Source organism: Rhodococcus sp. 14-2470-1a (assembly GCF_002259425.1).
GTDB classification, from domain to species: domain Bacteria; phylum Actinomycetota; class Actinomycetes; order Mycobacteriales; family Mycobacteriaceae; genus Rhodococcoides; species Rhodococcoides fascians_E.
In genome coordinates, this window is sequence record NZ_NPFZ01000027.1 from 118,805 (window position 1) to 136,731 (window position 17,927).

Annotated in this window: 14 protein-coding genes; all 14 read left to right on the forward strand. The window is 65.1% G+C overall.

Annotation, left to right across the window (positions count from 1 at the left end):
• Positions 1-169: 169 nt before the first annotated feature.
• The 14 genes from CH292_RS15320 to fadD32 all read left to right on the forward strand — a co-directional run bounded on the left by CH292_RS15320 (position 170) and on the right by fadD32 (position 17,895).
• Positions 170-937, forward strand: coding sequence for a cobalt-precorrin-4/precorrin-4 C(11)-methyltransferase (locus CH292_RS15320; RefSeq protein WP_094655154.1), 768 nt, complete (start codon positions 170-172; stop codon positions 935-937).
• Complete coding sequence (gene cobF / locus CH292_RS15325) at positions 934-1,668, forward strand: precorrin-6A synthase (deacetylating) (protein ID WP_094655155.1); 735 nt, start codon at positions 934-936, stop codon at positions 1,666-1,668. Before CH292_RS15320 ends, cobF begins: the two co-directional genes overlap by 4 nt.
• 111 nt (positions 1,669-1,779) lie before the next feature.
• Positions 1,780-3,039, forward strand: coding sequence for a UDP-galactopyranose mutase (gene glf / locus CH292_RS15330; protein ID WP_373454687.1), 1,260 nt, complete (start codon positions 1,780-1,782; stop codon positions 3,037-3,039).
• Complete coding sequence (locus CH292_RS15335) at positions 3,036-4,943, forward strand: glycosyltransferase (protein ID WP_037140687.1); 1,908 nt, start codon at positions 3,036-3,038, stop codon at positions 4,941-4,943. Before glf ends, CH292_RS15335 begins: the two co-directional genes overlap by 4 nt.
• Entirely contained in the window at positions 4,921-5,457 is a 537-nt protein-coding gene (locus CH292_RS15340) for a phosphatase PAP2 family protein (RefSeq protein ID WP_170949282.1), read from the forward strand. The genes CH292_RS15335 and CH292_RS15340 overlap by 23 nt, the downstream gene beginning before the upstream one ends.
• A complete protein-coding gene (locus CH292_RS15345) occupies positions 5,454-6,362 on the forward strand; it encodes a decaprenyl-phosphate phosphoribosyltransferase (protein ID WP_094655156.1) in 909 nt (302 codons plus the stop codon). The genes CH292_RS15340 and CH292_RS15345 overlap by 4 nt, the downstream gene beginning before the upstream one ends.
• Positions 6,337-8,199: a flagellar motor control protein ZomB gene (gene zomB / locus CH292_RS15350; protein ID WP_094655157.1), complete on the forward strand. Its 1,863-nt coding sequence runs from the start codon at positions 6,337-6,339 to the stop codon at positions 8,197-8,199. Before CH292_RS15345 ends, zomB begins: the two co-directional genes overlap by 26 nt.
• A gap of 225 nt (positions 8,200-8,424) precedes the next feature.
• Positions 8,425-9,417 (forward strand): alpha/beta hydrolase family protein, encoded by a 993-nt coding sequence (locus CH292_RS15355; protein WP_026348133.1) that lies wholly within the window; start codon positions 8,425-8,427, stop codon positions 9,415-9,417.
• 315 nt (positions 9,418-9,732) lie between these two features.
• Positions 9,733-10,746, forward strand: a complete 1,014-nt coding sequence (locus CH292_RS15360) for an alpha/beta hydrolase family protein (protein ID WP_026348134.1) — start codon at positions 9,733-9,735, stop codon at positions 10,744-10,746.
• A 328-nt stretch (positions 10,747-11,074) separates the two neighbouring features.
• Complete coding sequence (locus tag CH292_RS15365) at positions 11,075-12,901, forward strand: alpha/beta hydrolase-fold protein (RefSeq protein ID WP_019667129.1); 1,827 nt, start codon at positions 11,075-11,077, stop codon at positions 12,899-12,901.
• A 153-nt stretch (positions 12,902-13,054) separates the two neighbouring features.
• Entirely contained in the window at positions 13,055-13,600 is a 546-nt protein-coding gene (locus tag CH292_RS15370; RefSeq protein WP_094655158.1) for a DUF732 domain-containing protein, read from the forward strand.
• A gap of 11 nt (positions 13,601-13,611) precedes the next feature.
• Positions 13,612-14,580: a cutinase family protein gene (locus CH292_RS15375; RefSeq protein ID WP_037160472.1), complete on the forward strand. Its 969-nt coding sequence runs from the start codon at positions 13,612-13,614 to the stop codon at positions 14,578-14,580.
• A 176-nt stretch (positions 14,581-14,756) separates the two neighbouring features.
• Positions 14,757-15,776 (forward strand): LLM class F420-dependent oxidoreductase, encoded by a 1,020-nt coding sequence (locus tag CH292_RS15380; protein ID WP_019667132.1) that lies wholly within the window; start codon positions 14,757-14,759, stop codon positions 15,774-15,776.
• 220 nt (positions 15,777-15,996) lie between these two features.
• Positions 15,997-17,895 (forward strand): long-chain-fatty-acid--AMP ligase FadD32, encoded by a 1,899-nt coding sequence (gene fadD32, locus CH292_RS15385; protein ID WP_019667133.1) that lies wholly within the window; start codon positions 15,997-15,999, stop codon positions 17,893-17,895.
• Positions 17,896-17,927 lie beyond the last annotated feature (32 nt).

The following is a 17,927-nucleotide window of genomic DNA, read 5'->3' on the forward strand; positions in this document are numbered from 1 at the left end:
CCTGCCTGTCCGACACGATTCGAACAGGCTTGCGAATTGCTTCGAGGTTGACTACTCTTCTGTCACAGGAGTCACATCAACCTCATCCGACACAAGGCTAAACCTTAGCTTGAGAGTTAGCCACCTCATGGATTGACCGGCCCACGGCGCGTCGGCATAGGTTTGTTCCGTGACTGTTCACTTCATCGGCGCGGGACCGGGCGCAGCAGATCTGCTGACGCTGCGAGCCGTCGAGCATCTACGCACCAGCCCGGTATGCGTTTATGCAGGTACCTACATAGACGACGCGATTCTGGACCACTGCCCTCCGGGCGCGCGGAAAGTCGATACCGCGAAGCTCGACCTAAATCGGATCACCGCGGAACTCGTCGGCGCGCACGAGCGCGGGGAAGACGTCGCACGGCTGTGCTCGGGTGATCCATCTCTCTACTCGGCGCTCGCCGAGCAGTCCGCGCGTCTCGACGAAGCGGGTGTTCCGTGGGACGTCACGCCTGGCGTGCCCGCGTACGCGGCTGCTGCGGCCGAGTTGCGCGTCGAGCTCACGGTCCCGGAAGTAGCCCAGTCGGTGGTGTTGACGCGAGCTCATGCCCGTTCGACGGCGATGCCCGACGGCGAGAAGCTGGCCGCGTTCGCCGCGACCGGGTCGACGCTCGTGCTGCATCTGGGGATCACTCGCACGAGACAGCTCGCCGACGAGTTGACGGGGTACTACGGTGCCGACTGCCCGGCCGCCGTCGTCTTCCACGCCAGCAAGCCGGACCAGCTGACATTGACGGGCACCCTCGCGGACATCGCGGATCAGGTCGACGCCGCCGGATTGAGACAAGCAGCGGTGATTCTGGTCGGCCCGGCCCTCGGCCGCGCGCCCGGACGGGAACGACCCGAAAGGCTTGCTGTGGAGTCTCATTTGTACGACGTGAACCGAGCCAGGACATGAAGGTCCATCTCGTCGGTGTCGGTGGAGGGCATCCGGATCAGGTGACGGTGCAGGCGATCGAGAAGCTCCAGCAGGTGGATGTCTTTCTCGTTGCCGACAAGGGCGACGGCGTCGGCGATCTGGCCGAGGCGCGGACGGAGATTCTTCGGCGCCATGTGACGGGGGACTACCGCGTCGTTCAGGTGCCGGACCCGGCGCGGGATCGGAAGCCGAGTGACTACGGCACGGCGGTGACCGACTGGCACGAGGCCCGGGCGCGCGCGTACCGGGAGGTCCTGGACGGCCTGCCGTCGGACACTGTCGTGGGTTTTCTGGTGTGGGGTGACCCGTCGCTCTACGACAGCACCATTCGTGTCGCCGAGCAGTTGGGCGTGGAGTTCGACGTCACGCCGGGTGTGAGCAGTGTGTCGATGCTGGCGGCGTCGCATCGGATCGTGCTGAACCGCATCGGTGGACCGATCGTGATCACCACGGGCCGGGCTTTGCAGAAGGACGTCGCGGCGGGTGCGGACAATCTCGTCGTGATGCTCGACGGCGGCTTGGCCTGCCGGGAGTTGGTCGGATCGCGGCCATGGGACATCTACTGGGGTGCCAACCTGGGAACGGAAGATGAAAAGTTGGTGGCGGGCGATCTCGACGACGTCATCGACGAGATCGCGTCGATCCGGGCCGAGCTGAAGGCTAGACACGGCTGGGTGATGGATATCTACGTACTGCGTGCTCGGCGCTGACGAGTACCTGCGGAGCCTGCAGGAGTGACCATGGGAGGCCGGGAGCGGAGCCTGCAGGAGTGACCATGGGAGGCCGGGAGCGGAGCCTGCAGGAGTGACCATGGGAAGTGAATGCTCCGCTGTCGGATACCCTGGTTGCCCGTGACTGCTGTAAGCCCTGAGCCCACCTCATCCGATGCATCCGTGACCGGCCGATTCGACCTGATCGTCGTCGGATCGGGGTTCTTCGGCCTGACCGTGGCGGAGCGTGCAGCGTCCCAGTTGGGCAAGCGCGTGCTCGTGTTGGATCGTCGCCACCACCTGGGCGGTAATGCCTATTCGGAGGCGGAGCCGGAGACGGGTATCGAGATCCACAAGTACGGTGCCCACTTGTTCCACACGTCGAACAAGCGTGTGTGGGAGTACGTGAACGAATTCACGGAGTTCACGAGCTATCAGCACCGTGTGTTCGCGATGCACAAGGGCCAGTCGTACCAGTTCCCGATGGGGCTGGGCCTTATTTCTCAGTTCTTCGGCAAGTACTACTCGCCGGCGGAGGCTCGCGCTCTCATCGAGGAGCAGTCCAGCGAGTTCGACGCGAAGGATGCGCAGAACCTCGAGGAGAAGGCGATCTCGCTGATCGGTCGCCCCCTGTACGAGGCGTTCATCCGCGATTACACGGCCAAGCAGTGGCAGACCGACCCGAAGAATCTGCCCGCAGGCAACATCACGCGTTTGCCGGTGCGCTACAACTTCGACAATCGCTACTTCAACGACACCTACGAGGGTCTTCCCGTCGACGGTTACACCGCGTGGCTCGAGAACATGGCGGCCAGTGACCTCATCGAGGTTCGCTTGAACACCGATTGGTTCGATGTCCGCGAGGAACTGACGAAGGAAAGCCCGGACGCGCCGATCGTCTACACCGGCCCGCTGGATGCGTACTTCGACTACTCCGAAGGTGAACTCGGCTGGCGCACACTCGATTTCGAGACCGAGGTGCTGCCGACGGGTGACTTCCAGGGAACGCCGGTGATGAACTACAACGACGGCGACGTCGGCTACACCCGTATCCACGAGTTCCGTCACTTCCACCCCGAGCGGGAGTACCCGGCCGACAAGACGGTCATCATGCGCGAGTTCTCTCGGTTCGCCGAGAGCGGCGACGAGCCGTACTACCCCATCAACACCCCCGACGACCGGCAGAAGCTCGAGGCGTACCGGAACCGCGCCAAGGCGGAAACCGCGTCGAACAAGGTGCTGTTCGGTGGCCGGCTCGGCACCTACCAGTACCTGGACATGCACATGGCCATCGCCAGCGCGCTGAACCTGTACGACAACACGCTCGCACCGCATTTCGAGACCGGTGCGTCGCTGGCGGGGGACAAATGACTGCCAAACATCTGCTCGACGACGGAATCGCCGACGTAGCACCTGTTCTCGGCAAATCACTGCTGCAGCGGATTCTGCTGCCGCGGTCCGGGGAGCCGCTCGACGTACGCACCCTGTACCTCGAAGAAGCCAAAACCAATGCCCGACGGGCACACTCGGTCTCGCGTACGTCCGTCGCCATCGGTGCGGAGTCCGAGGTGTCCTTCGCGACGTACTTCAACGCGTTCCCGGCGAGCTACTGGCGTCGCTACAGCATTCTGAAGTCCGTCGTGCTGCGTGTCGAGGTTTCCGGGCACTGCCGAGTCGACGTCTACCGGTCCAAGGCCGATGCGTCGCGCATTCACGTCGAAGGTCGCGAAGTGACCCCGAGTGATGCGGCGCAGGAATTCGAGATCGACCTCGGTCCGTTCGAGGACGGTGGCTGGATCTGGTTCGACATCACCTCCGACTCCGAGGTCGTTCTCGAGAGCGCCGGCTGGTACGCGCCGATCGACGCACCGGGTGAGGCGAGCGTCGCCGTCGGCATCCCGACGTTCAACCGTCCCACCGACGCCGTGAAAGCCCTTGTCGCGCTTGGCTCGGACCCGCTGGTTCTCGACGTCGTCGAGGCCGTCATCATGCCGGATCAGGGCACCCGCAAGGCCAAGGACGAGCCCGGGTTCGACGAGGCCGCAGCCGGTCTCGGCGGCAAGTTGGCGGTCCACGATCAAGCGAACCTCGGTGGCTCCGGCGGATACAGCCGCATCATGTACGAGGCGTTGAAGAACACGTCGGCGCAGCACATCCTGTTCATGGACGACGACATCGAGATCGAGCCGGACTCGATTCTGCGTGCGCTCGCGATGTCGCGGTTCGCCAAGGTCCCCACCCTGGTCGGCGGTCAGATGCTGAACCTGCAGGCGCGCAGTCACCTGCACGTCATGGGTGAAGTGATCAACCGCGGCAACTTCATGTGGACCGGCGCTCAGAACGTGGAGTACGACCACGATTTCTCCGAGGACCCGCTGCGCTCGTCGAAGCTGCTGCATCGCCGCATCGACGTCGACTACAACGGCTGGTGGATGTGCATGATCCCCCGCGTCGTCGCCGAGGAGATCGGCCAGCCGCTGCCGCTGTTCATCAAGTGGGACGACGCCGAATACGGTTTGCGCGCACGGGAAGCCGGATATCCGACGGTCACCTTGCCGGGTGCCGCGATCTGGCACATGGCGTGGAGCGACAAGGACGACGCCATCGACTGGCAGGCGTACTTCCACCTCCGCAACCGCCTGGTGGTCGCCGCGCTGCACGCTCCGGGCAACGGACGCGGCATCGTGGTCGACACCGTCAAGGCGACCGTCAAGCACCTGCTGTGCCTGGAGTACTCCACCGTCGCGATCCAGAACAAGGCGATCCGCGACTTCCTCGCCGGACCCGAGCACATCCTCGACATCCTCCCCACGTCGCTCGGCGAGGTGCACGCACTGCGCAAGACCTATCCCGACGCCGTCGTCGTCGGATCCTCGACGGAACTGCCGCACGCATCCGGTGAGGAAGTCGGAGCCGTCGGCGAGCCGAAGAACCCGCTCGCGAAGGTCAAGCGCCTCGCGTCGGGACTGCTGCACAATGTCCGGCCCGCACACGAGCGGCACCACGAGCGCCCGCAGCTCAATGTCCCGACACTCGACGCTCGCTGGTTCCTGCTGTCGCAGGTGGACGGCGTCACCGTCACCACCGCCGACGGGCGAGGGGTCGTCTACCGCCAGCGCGACCGAGACAAGGCAGCAGCGCTGCTGAAGGAAGCGATGTCGCTGCGAGCCGAACTGTCGCGCCGGTTCCCCGAACTGAAGGGTCGCTACCGCGACGCCGTCCCTCACCTCACCAGTAAGGAAACCTGGGAACGTGTCTTTCGTTACGAGGCGTAAGAACCAGACCGAATCCGCCGCCGAGGTGCGCGTCCTGTCGGCGATCCAGTCGACGATCGGTGCACAGCCCGGCGTGGTGTCGGTCGCGAGGGGCATGTCCCACTTCGGCGAGCACGCACTCGGTTGGGTGGCTGTGGCAGGCATCGGCGCCGTCGCCGATCCCGGGCGGCGCAGGCAGTGGGCGGGAGTGGCCGTCGGAGCAGTCGGCGCGCACGCCGCGTCGATAGTCGTCAAGCGCATCATCAGGCGCCCTCGTCCCAACGATCCGTCGGTGAAGATCAACGTGTCGACACCGAGCAAGCTCAGCTTCCCGTCCTCGCACGCCACGTCGACCACAGCAGCCGCCGTGTTGCTCGGTCGGTTGACGGGGCTACCCTTGCCTGCGGTCCTGGTACCGCCGATGTTGCTGTCGCGGCTGGTGCTCGGCGTGCATTACCCCACAGATGTTCTTGCAGGATCTGCGCTCGGCGCTTTGTCTGCAGCCGCAGTGTGCAAGTTCGAAGGAGACAAATGAGCGAGGAAGCCACCGCCGTCGGAGCGCCACCGAAGAATCTGATCGACGGTGTGATCAAGGCGCTTCGTCCACGTCAGTGGGTCAAGAACGTTCTCGTTCTCGCGGCGCCGCTCGCCGCTGGTTCGGTGACGCAGGCCGATGTGCTGGCGCCGGTCGCGCTGGCGTTCGTCGTGTTCTGCCTCGCGGCGTCGGGTGTCTACCTCGTCAACGACGCGATGGACGTCGAAGCCGACCGAGCCCACCCCACCAAGCGTTTCCGTCCGATCGCCGCGGGTGTCCTTCCGGTCAACCTCGCGTACGCGATGGCTGTGGTGTGTCTGGGTGGTGCGATCGGCCTGTCGTTCATCGCCAACTGGAAGCTTGCCCTGGTCATCGGCGTCTACATCGCGATCCAGCTGGCGTACTGCTTCGGCCTCAAGCATCAGGCCGTGCTGGACATCTGCATCGTGTCGTCCGGCTTCCTGCTGCGCGCAATCGCCGGTGGCGTCGCCGCGTCGATTCCGCTGTCGCAGTGGTTCCTGTTGATCATGGCGTTCGGTTCGCTGTTCATGGCCGCAGGTAAGCGCTACGCCGAGCTTCAGCTCGCGGAGAGCACCGGCGCGAAGATCCGCAAGTCTCTCGAGAACTACACCACCACCTACCTTCGCTTCGTCTGGACGCTCTCCGCCACGGCAGTCGTGATTTGCTATGGACTGTGGGCCTTCGAACAAGACGCCGAGACGAACACGAACTGGTTCGCCATCTCGATGATTCCGTTCACGATCGCGATCCTGCGCTACGCGGTGGATGTCGACGGTGGGCAGGCCGGTGAGCCCGAAGAGATCGCGCTCGGCGACAGGGTGCTGCAGGTGCTGGCTCTTGCGTGGATCGGAGTAGTCGGTGTCGCTGTATACGTCGCCGGCTGAGGTAGATCAGCAGGCTTCGCGCGGGGGCCTGACGAGCAAGGCGATCTTCGCCGTCGGCGTCATCGTGACGTCGGTGCTCTTTTTCATCGGGGCCTGGGAACGGCGCTGGATCGCCGACGACGGGCTGATCGTCCTCCGCACGGTGCGCAACCTGTTGGCGGGCAACGGGCCGGTGTTCAACGCAGGCGAACGCGTCGAGACGAACACGAGCACCATCTGGACCTACCTGGTGTACGCGGGCAGTTGGCTCAGCGAGGTGCGCCTCGAGTACGTGGTGCTCACGATCGCGCTCGTCCTGTCGACTGCAGCCGTCGCAGTGGCCATGATCGGAACGTTCACGCTGCATCGCGCCGGTCGCTGGACCGGCGGCATCACCGCGTTCCTTCCGGCCGGGGTGCTCGTCTACATCGCGGTTCCTCCGGCACGTGATTTCGCGACGTCCGGGCTCGAGACCTGCCTGGTGATCTTCTGGATCGCCGTGCTGTGGCTGCTGATGGTGCGCTGGGCGACTCGGGACACCAGCACCGTGGGCGTGCTGTTCCTGGCGTTCTGGGCCGGCCTCGGCCCGCTGGTGCGTCCGGAGCTGGTGATCCTGTCCGGTCTGTCGCTCGTCATGATCTTCGTGGCCCGGCAGAGCTGGCCGAGTCGCGTCCTCGTCTTCGCTGTCGCGGGTGCGACGCCGGTGCTGTACCAGATCTGGCGGATGGGCTACTACGGTCTGCCGTATCCCAACACCGCGGTGTCCAAGGATGCAGGCGGAGCCAAGTGGGCGCAGGGGTTCGACTACCTGTGGAACCTGCTCGGCCCGTACATGCTGTGGCTCCCACTGATCCTTCTCCTGCTCGCGGGTGTGGTGTCCTCGTCGCGCCCGACGGTTCCGCGCACCATCCGTGACGCGCAGGGTTGGCTCCGCAGCCCGACGGCCGTCGTCGTGTTCGTTCTGGTGGGTGGCGTGCTGTCGCTGGTCTACGCGGTGCGCGTCGGCGGCGACTTCATGCACGGACGGACCCTGTTGCCCGCCCTCTTCACCCTTCTGCTGCCGGTGGCGGTCGTACCGCTCCGAGTCCCGACGAGCATGTCCGACGTCCGTCAGGTGGTCGTCTTCGCCGTCGGAGGTCTCGTGTGGGTCACGACGGTCGTGTGGGCGTTCTTCGCGGCGAACACGACGGGTATGCCCGAGGGCTCGATCGTCGGAAGATCCGGCATCGTCGACGAGCGTGCGTTCTACGCGCTCAACACCGGTCATGCGCATCCGATCCTGGCGTCGGACTACCTGGACTACCCACGCATGCGCGCCATGGTCGAAGCCATCGACAACACCCCGGACGGCGGTCTGCTGCTGCCGAGCGCACAGTTCACCTACTGGGATGTCGTACCGCCACCGTTGCCGATTCCTCCCGGCGGCGCCGGCCACACGGTGTTCTTTCTCAACTTGGGCATGACCAGCATGAACGTCGGCCTCGACGTTCGGGTGATCGACCAGATGGGTCTGGCGTACCCGCTGGCGTCGCACACCGAGAGGTTGGAGAACGGCCGCATCGGTCACGACAAGAACCTGTACCCGGACTGGGTCGTCGCGGATCTCGGAATGGTCGGAGAGCACCCGTATCTGCCGTGGTACATGGACGAGGACTGGGTGACGCAGGCTCGCGTCGCGTTGTCCTGCGCGGACACGCAGGAGCTCATCGCGTCGTACCGGGCGCCGTTGACGAAGGAATTGTTCGTTCGCAACATCAAGCGGTCGCTGTTCTACGCCGGATATCGATTCGATCGCGTTCCGGAATACGAAATACAACGATGTGGTTTGGAGCCTCCGATTCTGGAAGGTCACAATTAGTCGATCGGGTCGCGTCGCAATCCGTTCGTCGCCAAGATGGGATATCTCATTTCGGTAACGGACAGCGCCTCACGGACGATGTATGCGAAAGATATGTGTGACTGCCCCTGGTCTGTCGGCCGGGTCAGCGCTCTCGATGAGCGTCGATGGAGGGGCATGACCGCCGAAACGGGTGTTACGTGCAGTGACTGCGCGGTTCACCGACACTGCTGAGAGGTCGAATGCATGCTGGGTAGAACGAAGAAGGGTGCCGGGGGGCGCCTCCGCCGGATAGCTACATCTCTGGTGATGGCTGTTGCACTGCCGCTCGGTCTGGCCGTGGTCGGAACAGGTGCGACCGCCAGCGCCGCGTTCGATCCCGGTGCCCAGGATTTCTGGACCGATTCGAGCATGGGCCCGATCAAGAGCAGGATCTGGCGTGCGGCCGACGGCAACACCGACCGCGTCGTCTACTTGCTGGACGGACTCCGCGCCACCAACGACATCTCCGGTTGGGAGCACGAGACCGACGCAGGTGCCTACCTTGCGTCGTGGAACATCAACGTCGTTCAGCCTGTCGGTGGACAGTCCAGCTTCTACTCGGACTGGTACGCGCCGTCGAACTTCAACGGTCAGAAGTCCACGTACAAGTGGGAGACCTTCCTGACGCAGAACCTGCGCAACAACCTGCGGGACCGTCTCGGGTTCAATCCCAACCGCAACGGCGTCGTCGGCATCTCCATGGGCGGAAGCGCGGCGTTGACGCTGGCGGCGTACCACCCGGATCAGTTCTCCTACGCGGGTTCGCTGTCCGGTTACCTGAACATCTCGGCACCCGGAATGCGCGAGGCCATGCGAGTGGCGCTGCTGGATTCCGGTCGCTACAACATCGACGCCATGTGGGGACCTCCGTGGGATCCGGCGTGGCTGCGCAACGACCCGTTCGTCTTCGCTCCGCGTCTGCGTGACAACGGCACCCGAGTGTGGGTCTTCGCAGGTAGTGGTCTGCCCGGTGGTCTCGACCGCCCGCGCAGCTTCATCGACTACTACAACACCGGCAATGCAATGGGCCTCGAGGCGATCGCACTGGCGAACAGCCGCGCGTTCCAGATTCGCATGGCGAGCATCGGTGCGAACAATGTCACATATGCGTTCCCTGCCGTCGGCACCCACCAGTGGGGCTACTGGCAGGAGCAGGCGCACATCATGGCACCGGATCTCAGCGCGAACATCGGCTGATTCAGCCCGCTCGACACCCGCAGGCCACCTTGTTTTGTGAGAAATCACTGGTTTGACAGGGTGGCCTGCGGCGGTCGCGCGGGATAGTGTCACAGTCTGATATCGCCCTCGAAGCAAGCACGAGATGCAGATCACAGTTTTGCTTCGGGGCGAAGGAGTGGAATAACCTCCCTTCGGTGCGTATGTCCACTGGACGTGTGCGCTTCACAACTTCATACCCAGTACTACGGCCCGACGGGGCCGAAGACAGCCCTGTTGGAATGCCGGGGGCCGCAGATCGCGGAGACCGCAGCAGAACGAGAGAGAGCACGATCCATGCGATTTTCCGGCCCCTCGAACAAACCGAGTGTGACCAAACGATGGCGGCAGCGACTGCTCGGACTCGGCGCAGCAGCGCTGGTCCTTCCCCTCGCAGCCGGTGTCGTCGGTGGAGCAGCAGCAGTTGCAGCGCCCACCGCGGTCGTGCACAAGGCTCCTGCCGGTGGACGTGAAGATCTCTGGGTACCGTCCGAAATGGGCCCGATCAAGGTCCAGGTCCAGTGGGCCGCTCGCGGTGGCAACGCCGCCCTCTACTTGCTCGACGGCCTCCGCGCCCGCGACGATCGCAACGCGTGGACCTTCGAGACCAACGCCCAGGATCAGTTCGCAGGCGACGACGTCACCCTCGTCATGCCGGTCGGTGGCCAGGCCAGCTTCTACAGCGACTGGTACGCGGCGTCGAACCTCAACGGCCAGGAAGTCACCTACAAGTGGGAGACGTTCCTGACGCAGGATCTGCCTGCCTTCCTCGAGGGCTACGGAGTTTCGCGCTCCAACAACGCCGTTCTGGGAATCTCCATGGGCGGCTCGGCTGCATTGACGCTGGCCGCGTACCACCGCGATCAGTTCAAGTTCGCCGGCTCGTTCTCCGGTTACCTCAACATCTCCGCTCCCGGCATGCGTGAAGCCATTCGTGTCGCGATGCTGAGCCAGTCCTGGTTCAACGTCGACTCCATGTGGGGACCGCCGTGGAGCCCGGCATGGCTACGCAACGATCCGTTCGTGTTCGCTCCCGAGCTTCGTGGACTGTCGCTGTACGTCTCCGCCGCATCGGGTCTGCCCGGTGAGTTCGACAAGCCGCGCGCCCCGATCGACTTCTACAACACCGCGAACGGCATGGCACTGGAAGCTCTCGCACTGGCCAACAGCCGCGCATTCCAGGTCCGCCTGGCAACGCTCGGAATCCCGGCTACCTTCAGCTTCCCGAGCAACGGCATTCACAGCTGGCCCTACTGGTCCGCCGAGCTGTTCAAGGCTCGTGGCCAGATCCTCGAGGCTCTGAACGCCTGACCTGTGCTTCTCTCGCCGATGCCGTCCTGCCGTGCGCAGGGCGGCATCGGTGCGTTTCTGGCCTCGATCAGCAGTGTCGCGGGATCTCGACGATTCCTGATTCACAATTGCACCATCAGTCACAGCGAGCCTCGGCCTGACCGACGCACTTCGCGTGTAGAAAGACTTGAGAACTACAAGTCTGCGACTCATGCGTTCGGTGCGGACTTGATCAGGTAAGAGAAAGAGAGTCACCACCATGCGTACTGGGTCCAACAGGTTCGGCCGGGGTCGAACGGCCGGAACGGCGGCCTGGCAAGCAAAATCCACGAAAGCAGGAGCTCGCCGGATGGCGACGGCTGCAGTCGTCGCTGCTGCGCTGATCTCCCCGTTCGGAGCCGCAGGCATCGCTCAGGCCGCGCCGACGGCCCTGACCGCGCCGTCGCAGACTCAGGCCCCGTCCGGTGCGAGCGTCACGGCCGTCGACTGGCTGTCCGACCGCCGCGTGGCCCTCTGGATCGACTCCCCGTCGATGGGAACGCCCATCCAGGTTCAGCTCCTGCTCGCTCGTGACTGGAACATCAACCCCCAGGCGACGTTCCCGTCGGTGTGGATGCTCGACGGTCTGCGTGCCACCGACATGGAGAACGGCTGGACCGCCGAGACCGACGCGGAGTCCTACTTCGCGGACAAGAACGTCAACGTCGTCCTGCCGGTCGGTGGGCAGTCGAGTTTCTACTCGGACTGGGTGGACCAGGACAACGGCAAGAACTACCAGTGGGAGACGTTCCTGACCAAGGAACTCCCGCCGATTCTCGAAAGCAGCTGGCGCACCAACCAGACCCGCGGCGTCGTGGGCCTGTCGATGGGCGGCACCGCTGCGATGTTCCTCGCTGCTCGTAACGAAGGCTTCTTCAAGTTCGCCGGGTCGCTCTCCGGAATGCTGACGACCACGACCCTCGGAATGCCGCAGGCAATCCAGTACGCGATGGCGGACGCCGGTGGTTTCGACTCCAAGGCGATGTGGGGCGCACCGTCGAACGACTTGTGGGCACAACATGATCCGTACCTTCTCGCGGAGAAGCTGAAGGGCGTGAGCCTGTACGTCTCGAGCGGCAACGGCGTTGCCGGACCGTACGATCCGCCGTCGGGCATCCCCGGCGTCAGCTCCAACTACGCCGGCATGGGCCTCGAGATCCTGTCCCGCCTGACGTCGCAGACGTTCGCGACCAAGCTCAACAAACTCGGCATCCCCGCTCAGGTGGTCTACCGCCCGTCGGGACTGCACACCTGGGAGTACTGGGAGTTCGAGCTCAAGCAACTGTGGCCGCAGCTCGCGAGCGCGCTCGACGTCGAGGCGGACAAGCCGTCGTGCAGCGTCGCCGGAGCAATCGGAAACGCCGCGGGAGCGAACTCCTGGCTGGGCGACTGCCTGACGGCGGAGTACAACGTCGCGGGTGGCCGTGCACAGGACTTCCGGTTCGGTCGCGTGTTCTTCAGCCAGGACACCGGCGCTCAGGTCGTTGCCGGAGCCATCGGCGGTAACTACCAGGGTTCGGGTGGGCCTGCGGGTCCCCTCGGCTTCCCGAAGACCGGTGAGTTCGGAACCCCTGACGGCCGCGGACGAGCCAATGCTTTCCAGAACGGCATGGTCTACTTCACGCCGCAGACCGGCGCGCACGCCGTACGAGGAGCCATCCTCGACGAATGGGCACGCCAGGGCTACGAGGCCGGGCCGCTCGGCTACCCGGTGCTCGACGAGGTCGCCACACCGTCGAAGCCCGGCGCGGTCCAGGGATTCGAGATCGGTGCGATGTACTGGAACCCTGATCTCGGTACGCATTCCGTGCAGGGCATGATCCTCGGAAAGTACGGCCAGATCGGGTGGGAGAACGGGCCACTCGGCTTCCCGAAGACCAGCGAGCTCGGCCCGATCAGGGACGGCGGCAGGTTCAACGAGTTCGAGGGCGGCAACATCTACTGGAGCCCCCTGACCGGTGCCTGGGCGATCCGCAACGGCGAGATCTTCGACGCGTGGAAGAGCGTCGGCTACGAAGCCGGCCGGCTGGGCTACGTCACGAGCGATCAGTTCGAGATGGACGGCGGCGGAATCCAGCAGAACTTCCAGTTCGGCATCATCACCGTCAAGGACGGCAAGGTGACCATCGCGCCGTGACGTCGCGGCACGTCGGCTCCTGCAGGGTCCCTCAGAGTTCTCTCAGTGGCCGTCGGTAGCGTCTCGGTTTGTCGTCGTCCGTCCGGCCGCCCGGTCGTGAACCCATCGACCTCCGGGTCATGGTCCCAACGAAACGTCGAAGGACTCTCCATCATGCGCACTTCTCTTTCCCGGACACTGTCCCTGGCGGTACTGAGCGTCGCCGCGGGCGGCCTGCTCGTCGCCTGCGGTAGCGACGACTCCACCGCGACCGGGTCACCGTCCACGTCGTCGTCGACCACCACGGCGGCGGAGACGACCAGCGCGGAGGCAACCTCGTCGCAGGAGACGTCGAGTGCGGCTCCGACGACCAGCCCCGGCGATGCGGCGACCGCACCGCCGGAGCAGCCGCAGCCGGTGCCCGAGGGATTTCCCGGGCCGACGGAGGCACCCGTCGACGCGCGGGGCCAGGCGTTCCTCGACGAGCTCGAGAAGCAGGGCGTCACAGTTGCGGGCAACGGTGAGATCGCGATCTCGACGGCGTCGTACATCTGCTCCGCCCAGTCCCAGGGCGTGCCCGCCGACGAGATCGCGACGTTCGTGACCGCCAACGTCGGTGTGGAGGCGAGTGCCGCCGGCACCCAGGTGTCCGCGGAGCAGGCAGGTGAGACCGCGCAGGTCTACATCGCGTCCGCTCAGAACACCATCTGCAAGGCCTGACGGACACGTCGATGGCCAATCGAACGAAGCGCAAGAGAAGGCTGCTGCCGAAGCTGCTCGCAGGGGTGGTCGTTCTCGGGCTGATCGTCGTAGCCCTGTGGTACCTGCTGGCCGGACGTCTCCCGAAGGAGATCCCGTCGCCTCTGCCGGGGCCAGGGCCCGATCAGCCGCAGTCGCAGCCCGCCGATTGCGCCGACGTCGCGGTCATCGCGATTCCGGGAACGTGGGAGTCGGCCGTCGGCGACGATCCGTACAACCCGACGGCCAACCCGGCGTCGCTGATGCTGAACGTGACCCGCCCGCTGCAGGAACAGTTCGATCCGTCGCGGGCGAGCGTGTACACGGTTCCGTACGTCGCTCAGTTCTCCAACCCGATCGCGTTCCCACCGGACGGGCAACAGTCCTACAACAACAGCAGGACCGAAGGCACCGCCGCGGCCAGAGCCGAACTGGCTCGCGTCAGCGATCGCTGCCCGTTGACGAGCTACGTTCTCGCCGGCTTCTCCCAGGGTGCGGTCATCGCCGGGGACATCGCCGCCGACATCGGTGCGGGCAACGGCCCCGTCGCCGCGGACAAGGTCCTCGGTGTCACGTTGATCGCCGACGGTAGGCGCGACGGCACGTCGGGAACAGATATCGGACCGCCCGTCGACGGCGTCGGTGCCGAGGTCGCGCTCGGTGGTCTCGACCTTCCGGGAATCACGATGACGGGTGCGCGTCCGGACGGTTTCGGAGCGTTGAACGACCGCGTGAATCAGATCTGCGCGGCGGGCGACCTCATCTGTGCGGCACCCTCGGAAGGGTTGTCGCTGCGCAACATTCCGCAGAGCATCGGCATCCTCGCGGGTGCGGCAGGCAACCCGGTCCACGCGTCGTACAACTCGTTCGTCGTCGACGATGCAGGCACGACGTCGACGCAGTGGACGGCGGGCTGGGCGGCCGGGTTGATCTCGTCGGCGCCGGAGATTCCGCACTCCTGATGCACCCCGTGTAGTTCTCACAAGGTCGCCTCGGGGCACCTGAGGAATACGCACAAAGGTGGTCCCGGCGTACCCCGCGAAGTGTATTCCCATGTCGTGAGCAGATAGAGTGGCGCCTTGGACCAGCTGGCGATTGGCGCTGGGCACCGAAGATGACCGCACGAGGAGACCTATACATGTGTTCTGCCCAGGCCCCCGATCTGCCCGCAGAAGGGCACGTCACGGCACTGCGCAAGTTCCGATTCGCGGCAGGCGGAGAAGGCAACGCGGAGGAGGGCGGGGCGCGTAAGTTCGTCAAGCTGGCTCAGCAGGCGGAGGAGCTCGGGTACGACAGCTTCATGATCCCCGATCACCTGGGCAACCAGGTCGGGCCGATCGCTGCGCTGGGCGCCCTGGCCGTCGCGACCGACAAGATCAGGCTCGGTACGGCTGTCCTCGCCAACGGCTTCCGGCATCCGGCGATTCTCGCCAAGGACGCCGCCACCATCGACGTGCTGTCCGGCGGTCGCCTCGAGCTCGGTCTCGGCGCGGGCTGGATGCGCGACGAGTACGACAAGGCGGGCATCCAGTACGACAAGCCCGGTATCCGCATCGAGAAGCTGGAGGAGAGCCTCGAGATCCTCGACACCTTGCTGCGCGGCAAGGAGTGCAACTTCGAGGGCAAGCACTTCCAGATCTCCGGACTCAAGGGCAGCCCTCGTCCGCGGCAGGGACCTCGTCCTCCCATCTGTGTCGGTGGCGGCGGCCCTCGCATGCTCGCGCTCGCGGCCAAGTACGCGGACATCATCTCGGTGGTTCCGGCCAGCACGAAGGAAGGCAAGCTCAAGCTCTCCGGTATGACGCTCGAGCAGACCCTCGAACGCGTCGAGCTCATTCGCGCAGCAGCCGGGGATCGCTTCGACGAGATCGAACTGAACTGGGCCATCACGACCATCGTCGTCACCGACGATCGCGAGCAGATGGCGGAGATGGCGCTCGCCGCATTGGACAACGGATATCCGCCCAACGTCGACGTGGACGTGAAGCTGAGCGTCGAGGACATCCTGACGTCGCCGTACCTCGCATTCGGGACATACGAGGAGATCGCAGATCAAATCCGTAACGTTCGCGCGAAAACGACGATGTCCTATGTCGGGGTTTTCCCCACTCAGATGGAAGCGTTCGCTCCGGTCATCGACCTGTTGAAAGGCGAGTGACCGAAGGACGTGTCTTCCGGGCATGCGCCGCCGTTTCGGAGGAGCATGACGAAGACAGCAAGTATTTGCCGTGAGGCAAGCTACCAGCTAGTAATATTCACGCAGTTCGGGTGCGAGTCGTGAGTGAAAAGGAAGTCGGGGCGCGGGCCGAAAGAGCTCCGGGGCGCCAGCTTCGGGAAGCGCAATCGCAGCGGACACCGTCGGAGGAGAAACGAACACCATGAGCCACACATTCGATGACTACATCGATGAGAACGGCCACATCACCATCGCCGAAGGCAAGACGCTCGTCCGCCACGTCGAGGTGAACGTCGCCGAGAACGCCGACACTCTTGCCTATCGGTTCATGGATTACTCCCGCGAACGTGACGGTGAAGCACACGAGCTCACCTGGGTCGAGTTCGGCAAGCGTCTTCGCGCGGTGGCAGCACGGCTGCAGCAGGTCACCCAGCCCGGTGATCGCGTCGCAATTCTTGCTCCGCAGGGCCTCGACTACGTCGTCGCGTTCTTCGGCGCCATCTACGCAGGCACCATCGCCGTGCCGCTGTTCGACCCCGACGAGCCCGGTCACACCGACCGTCTGCACGCGGTCCTCGGCGACTGCAGCCCTACCGCGATCCTGACGGCCACCAACTCCGCGGCCGGTGTCCGCGCCTTCTTCCGTGCACTCCCCGCCAAGGAGCGCCCCCGCGTCATCGCTGTCGACGCCATCCCGGACAGCGTCGGCGAGACCTGGGTCGAGCCCGCCGCCAAGCTCGACGACATCGCGTACCTGCAGTACACCTCCGGCTCCACCCGCGTCCCCGCAGGCGTGGAGATCACGCACCGCGCGGTCGGCGTCAATGCGCTGCAGATGGTCGACAGCATGGAGATCAACGAGGACTCGCGCGGCGTCACGTGGCTGCCGATGTTCCACGACATGGGCCTGCTGACGGTCATCCTGCCCGCGCTGGGCGGCAAGTACATCACCATCATGAGCCCCCGCGCGTTCGTGCAGCGGCCGTGGCGCTGGATCAAGGAACTCGCCGCGGTCTCCGACGGTGCAGGCACCTTCGCTGCCGCCCCGAACTTCGCGTTCGAGCACGCTGCGCAGCGCGGACTGCCGAAGAACGGCGAGAAGCTCGACCTCTCCAACGTCATCGGCCTCATCAACGGCAGCGAGCCGGTCACCACCACGTCGATGAAGAAGTTCAACGACGCGTTCGGCCCGTACGGCCTGCCGAAGTCGGCCATCAAGCCGTCCTACGGCATGGCCGAGGCGACGTTGTTCGTCTCCACCAGCAAGCATGCCGACGAGGCCAAGGTCGTCTACGTCGACCGCACCGAGCTCAACGCAGGCAACTTCGTCGTCGTCGACGCCGACGCCCCGGGCGCGATCCCGCAGGTCTCGACCGGCACCGTCGCTCGTAGTCAGTGGGCAGCGATCGTCGACTCGGACTCCGCGACCGAACAGGCCGACGACCACGTCGGCGAGATCTGGCTTCACGGCGAGAACATCGGTCAGGGCTACTGGGGTCGCGACACCGAGACCACGGAGACGTTCCACAACAAGCTCGTCAGCCGCATCGCGACCGGCTCGCACGCCGACGGTGCCCCGGACGGCGCCAACTGGATGCGCACCGGAGACTTCGGCGTCTACCACGACGGCGAGCTGTACATCACCGGCCGCGTCAAGGACCTCGTCATCGTCGACGGCCGCAATCACTACCCGCAGGACCTCGAGTTCTCGGCGCAGGAATCCAGCAAGGCACTGCGCCCCGGTTTCGTCGCCGCCTTCTCGGTCCCGCTCAACCAGCTCCCGGACATCGTCTTCGACTTCAGCGGCTCTGCGCTGACGAAGGATCCCGAGGACGGCGCCGAGCAACTCGTCATCGTCGCCGAGCGCGCCCCGGGCGCGGGCAAGGCAGATCCGCAGCCCATCGCCGACGAGGTCCGCGCCGCCATCTCGGCACGGCACGGCGTCACCGTCCGCGACGTCCTGCTCGTCCCGGCCGGATCCATCCCCCGCACCTCCAGCGGCAAGATCGCCCGCCGCGCCTGCAAGGCCGCCTACATCGAGGGCACCCTGCGCGGCGGCTACCAGCAGCAGGCCTTCCCCGACGCGGAACTGCCGGACTGACGTCTTCGGATCGGGTCCCGTTTCCTTCTACA